The following is a 15197-nucleotide window of genomic DNA, read 5'->3' as shown; positions in this document are numbered from 1 at the left end:
CCGGCAGGCGGAAAGTGAAGAACATGGTTTTCCTTTGCAACGCGCGCCATGCGGCCGGGCGCAGATCCATGCGGAAAGGAAATAGTATAAGAATTTCGGCGCGATATTTGCCTGATCGGACGCCGCTTGACTGGCATCAAGCGGCGCGGGGCGGGCCTGCGTCAGGTCAGCGACAGTCTCCGGGACGGCGCGGCCACGCCGGGAACGGCGTGCAGTTTGAAGATGCTGACGGCGTCGGCCAGGCTGGCCGCCTGCTGCTGCAGCGCGTCCGCGGCGGCGGCGGCCTGCTCCACCAGGGCCGCATTCTGCTGCGTCACGCCATCCATCTGGCTGATGGCGATGCTGATCTGCTCGATGCCATCGCGCTGCTCCACGCTGGCCACGGCGATCTCGCCGATGATGGCGTTCACGCGCTGCACGCTGCTGACCACATCGTCCATCGTGCGCCCCGCCTGGCCCGCCAGCACGCTGCCCTCTTCCACCGTGCGCACGGATTCGCCGATCAGCTGCTTGATTTCCATGGCCGCCGCGGCCGACCTGTGCGCCAGGCTGCGCACTTCGGTGGCCACGACGGCAAAGCCGCGTCCCTGCTCGCCCGCGCGCGCCGCTTCCACGGCCGCGTTCAGGGCCAGGATATTCGTCTGGAAGGCGATGCCGTCGATGACGGCGATGATGTCGACGATACGCTTCGACGAAGCATTGATATGGCTCATGGTCTGCACCACCTGCGCCACTGCCTCGCCACCGCGCTGCGCCACGTCGGACGCGCCGCCGGCCAGCTGGCGCGCCTGGTCCGCGTTGTCGTTATTCTGCCGTACGGTGGAGGTCAGCTCGGTCATCGCTGCAGCCGTTTCTTCCAGCGAGCTGGCCTGCTCCTCCGTGCGCGAAGACAGATCCATGTTGCCGTTGGCAATTTCGCCCGACGCCGTGGCGATGGCGTCCGTGCCGGCGCGCACCCGTCCCACGATGTCGGCCAGGTTGCCGCTCATCGCCTTCAAGGCGCGCAGCAGGTCGCCGATTTCATCGCGGCTGCTGTCGGCCACCACGGCGCGCAAGTCGCCGGCCGCCACTTGCTGGGCGATGCCGACGGCCGCACCCAGCGGCACCGTGATACTGCGGATCAGCCACCACACGGTGATAGACCCGACGACCAGGGTCACCAGCACGGTGGCCAGCATGGCGATGCTGGCGCTGCGGTGCGCGGTGGCGTCCTGCTCCTTCATCTGCGCCATCAGGCTGTGCGACTGCTTGCCGATAGTGGCGACGATGGCGTCGATCTGGCGCGTCGGTTCGCGGTCCATGCCCTTGACCAGCGCATCGACCGTGTGGGCGCTGTCGGGGCGCGCGCCGTCGTACTGCTGCAGCGCCGCCAGGTAGCTCACGCCCAGCGCGTCGTGCGCCTGCAGCGCTTGCGCCACGGGCGCCGTATCGAGTTTCAACGCGGCCATCATGGCCTGCAAGCCGGCCAACTCCTTGCGCGTCTGCGCGCCGCTGGCGACAAACGCTTCGCGGTAGCGCCGGAAGGCGGCCGCATCGCCGCCGCGCAGCAGGATGTTTTTCCATTCCTGCACCTGGATCTTGAATTCCACCTGCGCGCTGCGCGCCGCGTCGACCGCTTCCGTCAGGGCCACGGAGCGCTGCATGGCCTCGGCGCTGCGTGCGCTGGCCGCATCGAGCGCACTCCAGCCGCGCACGCCAACGAACACCAGCGCAAGAAAGAAGAAGGCGCCCAACAGACCCAGGCGGATGGAGATTTTCAGATTCGCGAGTTGCATGTATTTCTCCCGGCAGTAAGAACAGGATGGCAACAAAGGCGCCACCAAAACTATCCAATTCCCACCAAATGAGGAAATCATGCCGCGCACCCCGTGAAAAACCAAGCGGTGCTTTCGCTAGAGAAACACTTTCAACACAGAAACAACAAATTACACGGGAAGGTTGACTGTCTGGCCATATTGCCGGGATCGCAGCATGGTCGGGCCGGCAATCTTGCCGGTCGCCTCAGCGCGCCGCCGCGGCCGCGCCCGCAAACTCTTCGCGCAGCAGCGGATACAAACGCCGGTAGCGCGCCAGCCGCTCTTCCAGCATGGCGCACGCTTGCGGCGCGATCGTCTCCTGCACGGGCGGACGCGTGCACACCTGCGCGGGCGACAAGCCCGTCACCGCCATCTGCGCCAGGCGCGCCGCACCGAGGGTGCCGCCAGCCACGCCATGGTCGTGCCGCAGCACGTTCAGGCCCGAGGCATTCGCGCATAGCTGGGCCCAGAAGCGGCTGCGCGAACCGCCACCGACGAACGACGCTTCTTCCAGCTGCGTGCCGGCGCTGCGCAGGGCCGCATTGCCGTCGGCCATGGCAAAGGCCACGCCTTCCATCACGCTGTAGGCCAGTTCGGCGCGCCCATGTTCCGTCGACAGGCCAAAAAACACGCCGCGCGCCGTGGCGTCGTTGTGCGGCGTGCGCTCGCCGCTCAGGTAGGGCAAAAAGATCGGCGCCGTGCGCGCTTCCACGCCTTCGGCCAGCGTCACCAACTCTCCGATGGCGGACGACTGCGTCAGCCGCGCCACCCAATTCAGGCTGGACGCGGCGCTGAGGATCACGCTCATCTGGTGCCAGCGCCCGGGCAGGCAATGGCAGAACGCGTGTACGCCCTGGCCAGGATTGGGTGCGTAGCCATCGCTGCCGGCGAACAGCACGCCCGAGGTGCCCAGCGACAGCAGGCCGGCGCCCGGCTCCACCACGCCCAGGCCCACGGCGGCGGCAGCATTGTCGCCCGCGCCGCCGGCCAGCACCACCGCATGCGCGATGCCCCATTCCTGGCACAGCGCCGGGCGCACCTGCGCGGCGGCATGGCTGCCTTCGACCAGGCGCGGCATGTGCTCGCGCGTCAAACCGGTGGCCGCCAGCATGCGCTCGGACCAGTCGCGTTTGGCCACGTCCAGCCACAGGGTGCCGGAGGCGTCGGACATGTCGGAGATGCAGTCGCCCGTCAGGCGCAGCGCCACGTAATCCTTGGGCAGCAGGACTTTACTGATGGCGCGAAACAGCGACGGCTCGTACTTTTGCAGCCACAGCAGCTTGGGCGCCGTGAAGCCGGGCATGGCCTGGTTGCCCGTGATGGCGCGCGACTCGGGCACCAGCGCTTCGAGTTCCACGCACTCGGCAAAGGCGCGCGTATCGTTCCACAACATGGCCGCGCGCAGCACGTGCTGCTGCTTGTCGAGCAGCGTGGCGCCATGCATCTGGCCCGACAGCGCGATGCCGCGCAAGCCGGAAAACGCCACCGGCTGGGCGCTGCGGATGGCCGCGATCACGTCCAGCGTGGCGTGCCACCAGTCCTCCGGGTTCTGCTCCGACCAGCCGGGATGGGGGCTCGACACGCGCAGGGTCACGCCGCTGCTGGCGAGGATGGTTTGCGCGTCGTCGGTCAGGATGGCCTTGACTTCGGAAGTGCCGATATCGATACCGAGATAGGTCACGATGGTTCCATGAAAAGTGGATGGGCGCCCGCGCACGGCGGCGATTTCACGTTATGGTAATCGCCCGGCGGCGCCAGCAGCACGCCTTTCCGCATACTTTTTCACACTTTGCCGATACGCGCCAGCCAGCGCGTTCAACCATGCTGGCGAAAATCCTTGCGGTAGACATTCGTATCCTTGCCCGATGGCGGCATGCGCGTAAACCGCTCGAAGCGCAGCCCCAGTTTATTGAGCAGATTGATCGACGCCTGGTTCCGCGGCGAGGTGATGCCGTACAGGGTGGGGATGCGCAGCGTGTACCGGGCATGCCGCACGATGGCCGCCGTCGCCTCCCAGGCATAACCCTGGCCCCAGTAGGCGGGCAGCATGGCGTAGCCGATGTCGGGACCGGGCAGGCTGTCGCGGCGTATCATGCCACCCATGCCGATGGCCACGCCGTCGCTGCGGCGTTCGATAATGTAAAAGCAATAGCCATGCTCGCGGAACTGCGCGATCGGACCGGCTTCCAGCGCCGCGCGCGCCGCATCCACGGTATGGATGTTGCGGTCGCCGATATTGGCGATCCACGACGGCTCATTGATCAGTGCCAGGTAGAACGGCGCGTCTTCGGGCGTGAAGGTGCGCAGGCGCAGGCGGGGCGTCTCGATGACGATCACCGATTCTGTCACGGCGCCGCTCATGCCGGCCACTGCATCGGATCGGTCAGCAGCTGGTACATCACGTAGGCGTCGACATAACCCAGGTGCGCGTGGCGGTAGGCCAGCGGCAGGGTAGCGACGATGGAAAAGCCCAGCTTTTTCCACAGGGTGACGGCGCCCAGGTTGGTGCTGACGACGAAGTTGAACTGCATCGCCAGGTAGCCCGCGCGGCGCGCTTCTTCCATGCAGTGCACGCCCATCATGCGCCCCACGCCCACGCCCTGCGCGGCCGGGTCGACCATGAACGAGGCATTGGCCACGTGCGATCCATGACCCGGCTGGTTCGCCACCAGCTTGTACATGCCCAGCAAGCGCTCGCTGCCCATCACGGCCACATAGCTTTGCACGCCGGGGCCGAACCAGTAGGCGTGGCACGCTTCACGCGTGGTATCGGCCGGGAAGGTATAGGTGTCGCCAGCGGCCACCAGGGTCTGGAAAATCGGCCACATGGCGTCGAAGTCGGCTTCCTGGGCCGGGCGGATATCAATTTCTTTCAAGGCGCTGCTCCCGATAACAAGTGATGGCCGATTGTATCAGCGCCCCAGGCGGAAGTTCACACTATCGGGCCGCCCCGGCAGGTGCAGACGCGATTGCGCGCGCGGCGCCTCGCTGACAATTTTCCCGCGCCGCAGTACCAGGCGCCGTGCCGCGCGCAGCCGCAGCGCTTCGACCGTGGAGCCGCAATCGAGGATCAGCAAGTCCGCATGGCAGCCGGGCGCGATGCCATAGCCGTCCAGGCCCAGGATGCGCGCCGGCGTCTCGGTCACGGCCAAAAAGCAGTCGTGCATCGCTTGCTGGCCCGTCATCTGCGCCACGTGCAGTCCCATGTGCGCCACTTCCAGCATGTCGCCCGAGCCGAGGCTGTACCACGGGTCCATCACGCAGTCGTGGCCAAAGGCGACGGGAATGCCGGCGGCCAGCATCTCGGGCACGCGCGTCATGCCACGCCGCTTCGGATACGTATCTTGGCGCGCCTGCAGGGTGATGTTGATGAGGGGGTTGGCAATCGCCGCCACGCCCGCCTCGCGGATCAGCGGCAGCAGTTTGCTCACATAATAATTGTCCATCGAATGCATGGACGTCAGGTGCGAGCCCGTCACCCTGCCCTGCATGCCAAGGCGCTGGCTATGGAAGGCCAGGGTTTCGATGTGGCGCGACAGCGGGTCGTCCGACTCGTCGCAGTGCATGTCCACCATCAGCCCCCGCTCGCAGGCGAATTCGCACAGCAGGCGCACCGATTCGGCGCCGTCGGCCATGCTGCGCTCGAAATGCGGAATGCCGCCCACCACGTCGACGCCCATGGCAATCGACCGCTTTAAATTGTCGAAGGCGCCGGGACTGCGCAAGATGCCGTCCTGCGGGAACGCCACCAGTTGCAGGTCGAGATACGGCGCCACTTGCCGCTTGACGTCGAGCAGCGCTTCCACGGCCAGCAGGCGCGGGTCGCAGATATCGACGTGCGAGCGGATGGCCAGCAAGCCGCGCGCCACGGCCCAGTCGCAATACTGCAAGGCGCGTTGCACCAGGGCGTCCTGCGTCAGCTGCGGTTTCAGCTCGCCCCACAGGGCGATGCCTTCGAGCAGGGTGCCGGAGGCATTCACGCGCGGCAAGCCGTAGCTGAGCGTGGCGTCCATGTGGAAGTGGGCGTCGACGAACGGCGGCGTGACCAGGTCGCCAGCGGCGTCGATCTCCTGCGCGCCCTGCACGGGCAAGGCGGGGCCGACGGCGGCGATGCGGCCGTCCTCGATGGCGATATCGATGGCGCGGCGCCCGTCGGGCAGGCTGGCATTGCGGATGACTAAGTCCATGCGGACACTCCTTCGGTTGACTACGGTATCTGTTGCTTCCAGTGCATTGCCATCTTCTCGCTCAAGGATGTTGCAGTGCACGAATATACTCGCTGGCAAAAACCTGGCCATAGATTCGCTGACAACACCTTGCGCGTGCGCAAACTTCCCACAAATGCTGCCAGGCACGTAAATTGGGGCAAAGACACGCCACACGGCCTGAATAAAATAACTTTCAACTAACTCGAATCACCGCTAGAATATTCATATTGCGTTGCATCATAAAAAGTCCATGACTAGCTGTTCAGCACGCTACCCACTTTACAAAACGCGGCCAACTCTGGTTTTCGGGATTTTGCAGAGCGTTTTGCCAGCATTTTAATCCGTACAAAGGAGTAAATATGTTTCCGCTTCCAGAACACATTTCCAGCGCCGCCAAGTCGCAACTGGAAAGCCAGCTGCAAATCTTCAGCACCCTGACCAGCAAAGTCTTCGAAAGCGCCGAGAAAATCATCGCCCTGAACCTGAACGCAGGCAAGGCCGCCCTGTCGCACACGGCAGAGACGGCGCAGCACCTGCTGGCAACGCAAGACCCGCGCGACTTCTTCAGCTACAGCACCAGCCAGGCGCAACCGAATATCGAAAGCGTGCTGGCGTATAGCCGCCAGCTGTTCGGCATCGCCTCGAGCACCCAGGCGGAATTGCTGGCCTCGGCCAAGGCCCGCCTCGATGCCGCCGCACCTGCTGCCGTCCCTGCCCCGGCAGCGGCCAAGCCGGCGCTGGCCGCTGTACCGGCTACTGCGGCGCCTGCGCCCAAGCCGGCCGCCGCACCAGCACCGTCGCCAGTGGCAGCAGCACCTGCGCCCGCCGCCAAGCCTGCGCCAGCCAAGCCGGTCGAAGTGGCCAAGCCTGTCGCCAAGGCAGCACCCGCCCCTGTTGCAGCGCCGGCAGCCAAGCCAGCGGCAGCACCGGCCAAGGTTGCCGAGAAGGCCGCCGACAAGCCCGCCGTGAAAACCGTCGAAGCCAAGCCAGTGGCCAAGCCCGCACCCGCACCTGTACCCGCCGCCGCCGCCGCCGCGCCAGTAAAAACCGCCGCGCCAGCGCCAGTCAAGCCTGCCGCGAAACCATTTCCTTCCAGCAAACAAGTCGCCAAGCCGGCCAGCGCCGCCGGCAAGACCGTGGCCAAGGTTGCCGTGAAGCACGCTCCTGCGCCGGCCGCCAAGCCGGTGGCCAAGGCAGCCCCCAAGGGCGCGCCATCGAAACAGCTCGACATGCTGGGCAACGGCAAAGGCAGCGGCCGCAAATAAGAACGCCTATCAAAACCTACTGCGCGTCGTAATTTGCGGCCTGCGATGCTCACTGTACCTTCGTACAGTTGCGCTTCTCGGCCACAACTTCCTTCCGCTCGCTACGGTTTTGTTACGCGTTGCAAGCTCCGCGCACGCCACTGACGCAGCAAAACAACGGGCTACGGCCCGTTTTTTGCGTGCCCGTCCACAGCGCGCTTTTCCGCCTTGTTGTATCCTACGCGTACTTTCCGTCCGCGTGCCCGTCCTTCCGCCCCGCGACACCCCATTACTCAAAACAAAAGGTAACCATGAGTTTATCGAGGCTCATCGCCGGCTTCGTGCGTCAGCATTGGCCGGCGTATGCCGCCGCCGCCGTCATGCTGACTGGCGTGGCGACACTGACCGTCTGGATCCCGCGCCGCGTGGGCGCCATCATCGACGCGCTGGCCGCGCACCGCATGACGGCTGCCGAACTGTGGCTGGAGCTGCTGACCCTGCTCGCCGTCGGCGTCGTCATTTACTTTCTGCGCGTGGGCTGGCGCATCACCCTGTTCAAGGCCGCCTACCAGCTAGGCGTGATGCTGCGCACGCGCTTCTATACGCGCATGTCGCAGCAGGGCGCATCCTTTTACCAGAACCAGCGCACGGGCGACCTGATGGCGCTGGCGACGAACGACATCGACGCCATCGAAATGGCCGCCGGCGAAGCCATGCTGGCCGGCTTCGACGGCACCTTGACCTTGCTGATGGTGCTGGGCATCATGCTGCTGGGCGTGGACTGGCGCCTGGCCTGCATCGCCTTGCTGCCCTTCCCGCTGATGGGACTGGCCTTCTGGCGCATTTCCAGCCATATCCACACGGCGTCGACCGATTCGCTGCAACGCTTTTCCGCGCTGAACGACCATGTGCAGGAATCGCTGTCGGGCGTGCGCACCCTGCGCGCGCTGGGTCTGGAAGAGCGCAGCAGCAAGCAGTTCTCCACCCTGGCCGGCCATGCAGCCAACGCCAGCCTGACGGCGCAGCGCTGGGAAGCGGCGTATGAACCGGCCGTCGGCCTGACCCTGACGGCCGCCACCGCGCTGACCCTGGGCCTGGGCGGCTACCTCGTGTGGCAAGACCAGCTGACCATCGGCGCTCTGACGAGCTTTTCCATGTACCTGGGACAGCTGATCTGGCCCATGTTCGCCGCCGGCTGGGTGCTCTCGTTGATCGAACGTGGCCGCGCCGCCTGGCAGCGATTGCAACCCATGTTGGATGCGCCGCTGGCCATCGACGACCACGGAACGATCGATACGCTGACGCCCGGCCCATTGCAACTGACGGACATCGGCTTCGCCTACGCAGGCCAGACGGCGCCGGCCCTGTCCGGCATTTCGCTGCTGTTGCAGCCGGGCCAGACTCTGGGTTTAGTGGGCCCTACCGGCAGCGGCAAGTCGACCCTGCTGCGCGTGCTGCTGCGCCAGGTCACGCCGCAATCAGGCACGGCCACCTGGAGCGGCCAGCCGCTCGATGCGTACACGCTGCATGCGCTGCGCGCGGCCATCAGCTGGGTGCCGCAGGAATCGTTCCTGTTCTCCGCCAGCATCGCCGACAATATCGCCCTGGCCCGTCCCGGCGCCACGCGCGAGGACGTGGAACGGGCGGCGCAGCTGGCCGACATCCACGACGATATCCTGCAATTCCCCGAAGGCTATGCCACCCACGTGGGCGAAAAGGGCATCACCCTGTCCGGTGGCCAGCGCCAGCGCGTGGCGATTGCCCGCGCCCTCCTGGCCGACAACGACTTGCTGCTGCTCGACGATGCCTTATCCGCCGTCGACACGGGCACGGAGACGCGCATCCTGCAACACCTGGAAGAACTGCGCCGCAAGCGCCCCGAGCGCAGCGCCATCATCGCCAGCCACCGCCTGAGCGCCGTCGTCAACGCCGACCTGATTCTGGTGCTGCGCGATGGCCATGTGACGGAAACGGGCAGCCACGACACGCTGATGCAGCGCGACGGCTGGTATGCCAGCCAGTGGCGCTATCAACAACTGGAAGCCAGCCTCGATGCCATCTAAGACCGACCAAGCCAGCACCGCCACGCCATCCGTGCGCCGCCAGGCCGCGCAAGCCATCGGCCTGCTGCGCCGCGCCGCCGCGCCCGATCTGCGCCATTTATATTGGGCCACCTTCTGGCTGATCCTCGCCGCCGCGCTGGAAGTGACGGGGCCGATTCTGGGCAAGGCCCTGATCGACCAGCATCTGCTGCCGCGCCACCTGGACTGGACGCGCATGTCGCTGCTGCTGGGTGGCTGCCTGCTGACGGGCTGGGTCGCTTCCGGCCTGCGCTATTTGCAGCTGGTGCGCCTGTCCGGCCTGGCCATGCGCTCGGTGCAGCGCCTGCGCGAAACCGTGTATCAACACGTGCTGCGCCTGCCCATGGCCTTTTTCGACCGCGCCATCACGGGCCAGCTGGTCAGCCGCGTCACCAACGATACGGAAGCGGTGAAATCGCTGTACGTGCAGGTGCTGTTCGTCATCCTCGACAGCTCCATCGTGCTGGTCGGCACCATGGCCGCCATGGCCTTCCTCGACTGGCGGCTGATGCTGATCGTGCTGGCCCTGCTGCCGGCCGTGCTGGTGATCGTCTTTTTGTACCAGCGCTGGAGCGCGCCGGCCGTCACGCGCGCGCGCGCGCTGCGCAGCGAGATCAACGGGCAGATCGCCGAATCGATCGGCGGCATGAGCGTGCTGCAGGCGAATAACGCGGAAAAGCGCTTCGGCGCGCGCTTCACGGGCATCAACCAGGACCACTACACGGCGCGCATGCAGGAATTGCGCGCCAACGCCTGGCTGCTGCGCCCCGCGCTCGACATGCTCAACATCGTGCTGCTGGCCGTCGTCATCTTCAGCTTCGGCCAGCGCGAGATGGGCGCCCTGGAAGTGGGCGTGCTGTATGCATTCATCAGCTATATCGCGCGCGTGATCGAGCCGCTGATCCAGATCACGATGCAATTCAGCCAGCTGCAGCAATCGGTGGTGGCGACGGCGCGCGTCTCGGCCCTGCTGGACGAAGCGCAGGCGCTGGAACACGCGCAGGGAAGACAAACACCGGCCCTGCGGCAGGCGACAGCGGACAGCGACGTGCCCGCCGTGGATATCGCGCGCCTGACCTTCGCCTACGTGGAAAACCAGCCCGTGCTGCACGACCTGTCGCTGAGCATTCCGCAGGGCGCGTTTTTTGGCATCGTCGGCCACACGGGCAGCGGCAAGTCGACTTTGCTCTCGCTGCTGCTGCGCTTTTACCCCGTCACGCAGGGCAGCATCGCCATCAATGGCGTCGCCCTCGACAGCATCGACAACGAGCACTTCCGCGCCGACGTGGGCCTGGTGCCGCAAGACCCCTTCCTGCTGGCCGCCTCGGCGCGCGAAAACATCGACATGGGCCGCGGCTACACGCAGGCGCAGATCGAGACGGCCGCGCGCGCCGCGCATGCGCACGACTTCATCGCCGCGCTGGAACACGGCTACGATACGCCGCTGGGCGAAGGCGGCTCGCGCCTGTCGTCGGGACAGAAGCAGCTGATCGCGATTGCCCGCGCGCTGGCCGGCCAGCCGCGCATCTTGCTGCTGGACGAGGCAACCTCGCGCATCGATAGCCAGACCGAACAGATCGTGCAGCTGGCCCTCAATGAATTGCGCGGCAAGGTCACCATCATCGCCATCGCCCACCGCCTGTCGACCATCCGCGAAGCCGACCGTATCATCGTGCTCAATCACGGCCGCATCACGGAAGCGGGACCGCACGAGGAACTGATGCAGATCGAGGGCGGTTTGTACCAGCGCCTGTACCTGCTGCAGCAACTGGCAGTGTGATAGGCACGGGCGCCGTTGCGCGGCGCTACTTTTTTTCTGTACGGCATTAAAAATGCCGTACAGACGGGAGTATATTCATCTGGCGGGCAGCACCGACGGCCCCAACCATACTTCCGGGGGACGCCATGCGCAGCAAACTGTCGATCAGGAATATCTTTGCCGCCATCTTCCTGCTTAGCCTGGCGCTCTCCATCGTCAGCCTGCTGGCCCTGTTCCGCGTCGCCACCAAACAGGCCGAAGCGAACCAGGTCACTGAAACGCGCTTCCAATCCTATCTGCTGGCCGATGAATTGCGGCAAAGCTCGGACGACCTGACCCGGCTGGCCCGTACCTACGTCGTCACGGGCGACGCCAGCTACGAGCAGCAATACATGGATATCCTCGACATCCGCAACGGCAAGAAGCCGCGCCCCGCCCACTACGAGCGCATCTACTGGGACTTCGTGGCGGCGGGCATGCCGGTGCCGGCGTCGACGGGCCCCAGCGTGCCACTGGCCGAGCTGATGCGCAAAGCCGGCTTCAGCGAGCAGGAATTCGCCAAACTGCAAGAGGCCCAGACCAATTCCGACGGCCTGGTGAAGACCGAGGTGATCGCCATGAACGCCGTCAAGGGCTTGTTCGACGACGGCAGCGGCAACTTTACCAAGAAGGGTCCGCCCGACCTGGAAATGGCCCGCACCATCATGCACGATGCCCAATACCACCGCAACAAGGGCAAGATCATGCAGCCGGTGAATGAATTTCTCACGCTGCTAGACCAGCGCACGAGCGCGGCCGTGCAGACGGCGACGGGCGGCACCATGGCGGCCTATTCCGTCACCGTCGGCGTGCTGCTGGTGTCGGTCATGGTTTCGCTGCTGTGCCTGTTCCTCGTGTACCGCCACATCAAGCGCAACCTGGACCAGGCGATCGCCACGGCGCAATTGATCGCCGGCGGCGACCTGAGCATCGATGCCGTCATCGAACGGGCCGACGAAATCGGCGTGCTGCTACACGCGATGAACACCATCAACGCCAACCTGACGGGGCTGATCGGCGACATCCGCAGCAGCACCGGCGAAATGTCGGTCGCCACGCACGAAATCGCGCTGGGCAATGCCGACCTGTCGGCGCGTACTGAAGCGCAAGCCAGTTCCCTCGAAGAAACGGCCAGTTCGATGGAAACGCTGACGGCGACGGTGCGGCAAAACGCCAGCAACGCCGGCGAGGCAAACCAGCTGGCCGCCACCGCCTCGGCCGTCGCCGTGCAGGGCGGCGCCGTCGTCGCCCAGGTGGTCAACACGATGGGCGCCATCAAGGAAAGTTCGAGCCAGATCGCCGACATCATCGGCGTCATCGACGGCATCGCCTTCCAGACCAACATCCTGGCCTTGAACGCCGCCGTCGAGGCGGCGCGGGCGGGCGAACAGGGACGCGGCTTCGCCGTCGTCGCCGGCGAGGTGCGCAGCCTGGCCCACCGCAGCGCTGCCGCCGCCCAGGAAATCAAGACCCTGATCGGCGCCTCCGTGGAACGGGTCGACGCCGGCAGCAAACTGGTCGACGAGGCGGGGCGCACCATGGCGCTGGTAGTGGAATCGATCCAGAAGGTGGCCGCCATCATGAGCGAGATCACCAGCGCCAGCCACGAGCAAAGCGCGGGGATCAGCGAGGTCAACCAAGCGGTCACGCAGATGGACAACATCACGCAACAGAACGCGGCCCTGGTCGAGCAGGCGGCGGCCGCTGCCGAAAGCCTGCAGGAACAGGCGCAAGCCCTGATCGAGGCCGTCGCCATCTTCCGCCTGAAGGGCAGCCCGCCGGCCACGGCCGCCCTGGCCCTGCGCTGACGTGCAGCCAAAGTGTGCACTTTCGCAAAAATCTGCACACAGCATGATATTTCTTGATTGCAACATCATATAATCGTTGCAAACAGGCATGGTCATTGCGGGGGCGGGAAGTTGGCAGGCAGACACACACGGGCATCGTGGCGAAGGGCGCATTGGCTGCTGGTACTGGCCTGCCTGCTGCCGCCTGCCGTCCAGGCACAGATCGACAACCTTGAGCAGCATATCGCCGCCGTGCGCGAAGATGGCCGTTTCGTGCCCGCGCGCGCCCTGCAGCGCCTGCAAGAGGTGGAAACGCAGGCGCGCAGCGCGCCCATGCCCGTGCGTGCGGAATTCCTTGCCCAGCTGAGCAACGCCCGCATGCGCCTGGGGCAGAACGATATCGCCATGCAGCTGGCCGAAGAGCTGATCGCCTACGCCCGCATGAACAAGAGCGACGTGGCGCTGGCGAAAGGCATGCTCAGCAAGGCCTACATCACGTTTGCCAGGAACGAAGGCCGCGCTTCGCATCTGCTGGCCTTCGAAGCGGAAAAGATCGCCAACCGCACGGACGACCTGCCCGTGCGCGTGCAGGCCACCATCAGCGCGGGCCAGTCGTGGGCCGAGGAAGGCAATTTCCCGTTTGCGCTGGCCAAGCTGCAAGCGGCCGTCGACCTGGCGCGCCAGAGCAATTCCCCCTCCAGCCTGGCCGCCGCCCTGAATGCCCTCACCCTGCTGCACACGCAGATGCGCGAATACGACAAGGGCTTCGAAGTGCTCGACGAGCTGCTCGCCGTCTGCGCCACCCTGGCATCGCCGGGCCGCATGGCGCAGGCGAAGAATACGGAATACGGGCTGGCGCTCGACGCGCAGCAGCCGCAACGGGGCCAGCGCGCCCTGCTGGCGGCTCTGGCGCTGGAACGCCAGCTGGGCGCCAGCGGCATGGTGGCCGTGACCCTCGTCAATCTGTCGGACAGCTATCTGAAAGAAAGCGATTATGCGCGCGCCCTGCGCTTTGCGAACGAAGCCATCACGGCGGCGCGCCTGGTCAACGATGAACAGGTGGAGGCGACGGCACGCCTGAACATCGGCCAGGCGCTGATCGGCCAGGGACGCTTGCAGGAAGGCAAGCAAAGCGTGGCCACGGGCCTGGCCTACTACGAGCGCACGGCCAACCAGCCGGACATGCAGGCCGTGCTGCTGGAGTACGGCATGGCGCTGGAAAAGGCGGGCGACATGCGCGGCGCCGTCACGGCCTACCACCGCGAGCGGAGCATTTCCAACCAGCTGTTCGAAAAGCAGCGGCAAAAGGCCGTGTATGAATTACAAGAAAAATATGAGGCGGAAAAGAAGCAGCGCCAGATCGAGCTGCTCAGCCGCGAAAATCAGCTGAAGAGCACGGAGATCGACAACCGCCGCCTGCAGCAGCGCGTGTGGTGGCTGCTGGCGCTGGTGCTGGCCATGGCGTCCGTCATCGTCAGCTTGCTGTACCGCAAGGTGCGCCACGCGAACGTGCAGCTGAAGGTGAAGAACCAGGAACTCAAGCGCCAGAGCTCGCGCGACCCGCTGACGGCCCTGTACAACCGCCGCCACTTCCAGGAATTCATGCGCAGCCATGCGGGCAAGCCGCAGCCGTCCTGCGGCGGCGATGTCGTGGGGGCAATGTTCCTGCTCGATGTCGACCATTTCAAGCACATCAACGACCGTTACGGCCACGCGGCGGGTGACCTGGTGCTGACGACGATCGCCGAAACCTTGCACGACGTGCTGCGCGAAACGGACATGATCGTGCGCTGGGGCGGCGAGGAATTCCTCGCCTTCCTGCCCGCCGTCGCGCGGGACGGACTCGACGATATCGCGCGGCGCATCCTCAACGGCATGGCGGCGCAAGTCATCCGCTACCAGGGACAGGCCATCCAGGTACACGTGTCCGTGGGCTTTGCGCCCTACCCGCTGACGCCGCTGGGACGGCCGCTCACGTGGGAACGCAGCGTCAACCTGATCGACATGGCGCTATACCTGGCCAAGGCGCACGGGCGCAACCGGGCGTATGGCTTGCGCGGTTTTCAGCAGGTGGAAAGAACGACCCTGGAAGCGGTGGAGCAAGACCTGGAACGCGCGTGGCGCGACGGCTTTGTCGATTTGAGCGTGGTGCTGGGGGGAACGGACGGAATGGATAGTAGCAATACAGGGACAGCGGCGCATGGCAAGCAGGCAGGCGCCAGCGATGGCGTCGCGGCAGCTGCCATCACCTGACGGCTGCCGCGGGCTGGCGCGCTTATTGCA

At 65.6% G+C, this 15197-nt stretch carries 10 protein-coding genes; 5 read left to right on the top strand and 5 right to left on the bottom strand.

The features are described 5' to 3' along the window. Positions 1-161: 161 nt before the first annotated feature. The 5 genes from CLU93_RS16740 to CLU93_RS16720 form a co-directional block, all read right to left on the bottom strand. The gene (locus CLU93_RS16740; RefSeq protein ID WP_099762372.1) at positions 162-1775 is read right to left on the bottom strand and encodes a methyl-accepting chemotaxis protein; all 1614 of its coding nucleotides are present in this window, start codon (positions 1773-1775) and stop codon (positions 162-164) included. A 226-nt stretch (positions 1776-2001) separates the two neighbouring features. Further along, complete coding sequence (gene xylB, locus CLU93_RS16735; protein ID WP_099762371.1) at positions 2002-3477, bottom strand: xylulokinase; 1476 nt, start codon at positions 3475-3477, stop codon at positions 2002-2004. A 134-nt stretch (positions 3478-3611) separates the two neighbouring features. Continuing rightward, positions 3612-4157 carry a GNAT family N-acetyltransferase gene (locus CLU93_RS16730; protein WP_257224994.1) on the bottom strand — a complete coding sequence of 182 codons (546 nt, stop codon included), beginning with the start codon at positions 4155-4157 and terminating at the stop codon, positions 3612-3614. After that, positions 4154-4672, bottom strand: coding sequence for a GNAT family N-acetyltransferase (locus CLU93_RS16725; RefSeq protein ID WP_099762370.1), 519 nt, complete (start codon positions 4670-4672; stop codon positions 4154-4156). Before CLU93_RS16725 ends, CLU93_RS16730 begins: the two co-directional genes overlap by 4 nt. Positions 4673-4708: 36 nt before the next feature. Further along, on the bottom strand, positions 4709-5983 hold the full coding sequence (locus CLU93_RS16720; RefSeq protein WP_099762369.1) for an amidohydrolase family protein: 1275 nt from the start codon (positions 5981-5983) through the stop codon (positions 4709-4711). Between the two features lie 380 nt (positions 5984-6363). Between CLU93_RS16720 and CLU93_RS16715 the strand changes: the two genes are divergently transcribed. From CLU93_RS16715 to CLU93_RS16695, 5 genes are all read left to right on the top strand, one after another. Next, positions 6364-7269: a phasin family protein gene (locus CLU93_RS16715; protein WP_099762368.1), complete on the top strand. Its 906-nt coding sequence runs from the start codon at positions 6364-6366 to the stop codon at positions 7267-7269. 290 nt (positions 7270-7559) lie between these two features. After that, complete coding sequence (locus tag CLU93_RS16710; RefSeq protein WP_099762367.1) at positions 7560-9311, top strand: ATP-binding cassette domain-containing protein; 1752 nt, start codon at positions 7560-7562, stop codon at positions 9309-9311. After that, entirely contained in the window at positions 9301-11109 is a 1809-nt protein-coding gene (locus CLU93_RS16705; protein WP_099762366.1) for an ABC transporter ATP-binding protein, read from the top strand. The genes CLU93_RS16710 and CLU93_RS16705 overlap by 11 nt, the downstream gene beginning before the upstream one ends. A 125-nt stretch (positions 11110-11234) precedes the next feature. Beyond that, positions 11235-12935, top strand: a complete 1701-nt coding sequence (locus CLU93_RS16700; RefSeq protein WP_099762365.1) for a methyl-accepting chemotaxis protein — start codon at positions 11235-11237, stop codon at positions 12933-12935. 111 nt (positions 12936-13046) lie between these two features. After that, positions 13047-15167 (top strand): sensor domain-containing diguanylate cyclase, encoded by a 2121-nt coding sequence (locus tag CLU93_RS16695; protein ID WP_257224993.1) that lies wholly within the window; start codon positions 13047-13049, stop codon positions 15165-15167. Positions 15168-15197 lie beyond the last annotated feature (30 nt).

Origin of the sequence: Janthinobacterium sp. 35 (genome assembly GCF_002754575.1) — a bacterium.
GTDB classification, from domain to species: Bacteria; Pseudomonadota; Gammaproteobacteria; order Burkholderiales; family Burkholderiaceae_D; genus Janthinobacterium; species Janthinobacterium tructae.
This window is presented reverse-complemented; position numbering and strand designations above follow the sequence as displayed.

What these genes read in the sequence shown, in the direction of transcription:
- CLU93_RS16730 (WP_257224994.1), bottom strand. Translation starts at nt 4,157, where the DNA reads ATGAGCGGCGCCGTGACAGAATCGGTGATCGTCATCGAGACGCCCCGC.
- CLU93_RS16700 (WP_099762365.1), top strand. Translation starts at nt 11,235, where the DNA reads ATGCGCAGCAAACTGTCGATCAGGAATATCTTTGCCGCCATCTTCCTG.
- CLU93_RS16720 (WP_099762369.1), bottom strand. Translation starts at nt 5,983, where the DNA reads ATGGACTTAGTCATCCGCAATGCCAGCCTGCCCGACGGGCGCCGCGCC.
- CLU93_RS16710 (WP_099762367.1), top strand. Translation starts at nt 7,560, where the DNA reads ATGAGTTTATCGAGGCTCATCGCCGGCTTCGTGCGTCAGCATTGGCCG.
- CLU93_RS16705 (WP_099762366.1), top strand. Translation starts at nt 9,301, where the DNA reads ATGCCATCTAAGACCGACCAAGCCAGCACCGCCACGCCATCCGTGCGC.
- CLU93_RS16715 (WP_099762368.1), top strand. Translation starts at nt 6,364, where the DNA reads ATGTTTCCGCTTCCAGAACACATTTCCAGCGCCGCCAAGTCGCAACTG.
- CLU93_RS16740 (WP_099762372.1), bottom strand. Translation starts at nt 1,775, where the DNA reads ATGCAACTCGCGAATCTGAAAATCTCCATCCGCCTGGGTCTGTTGGGC.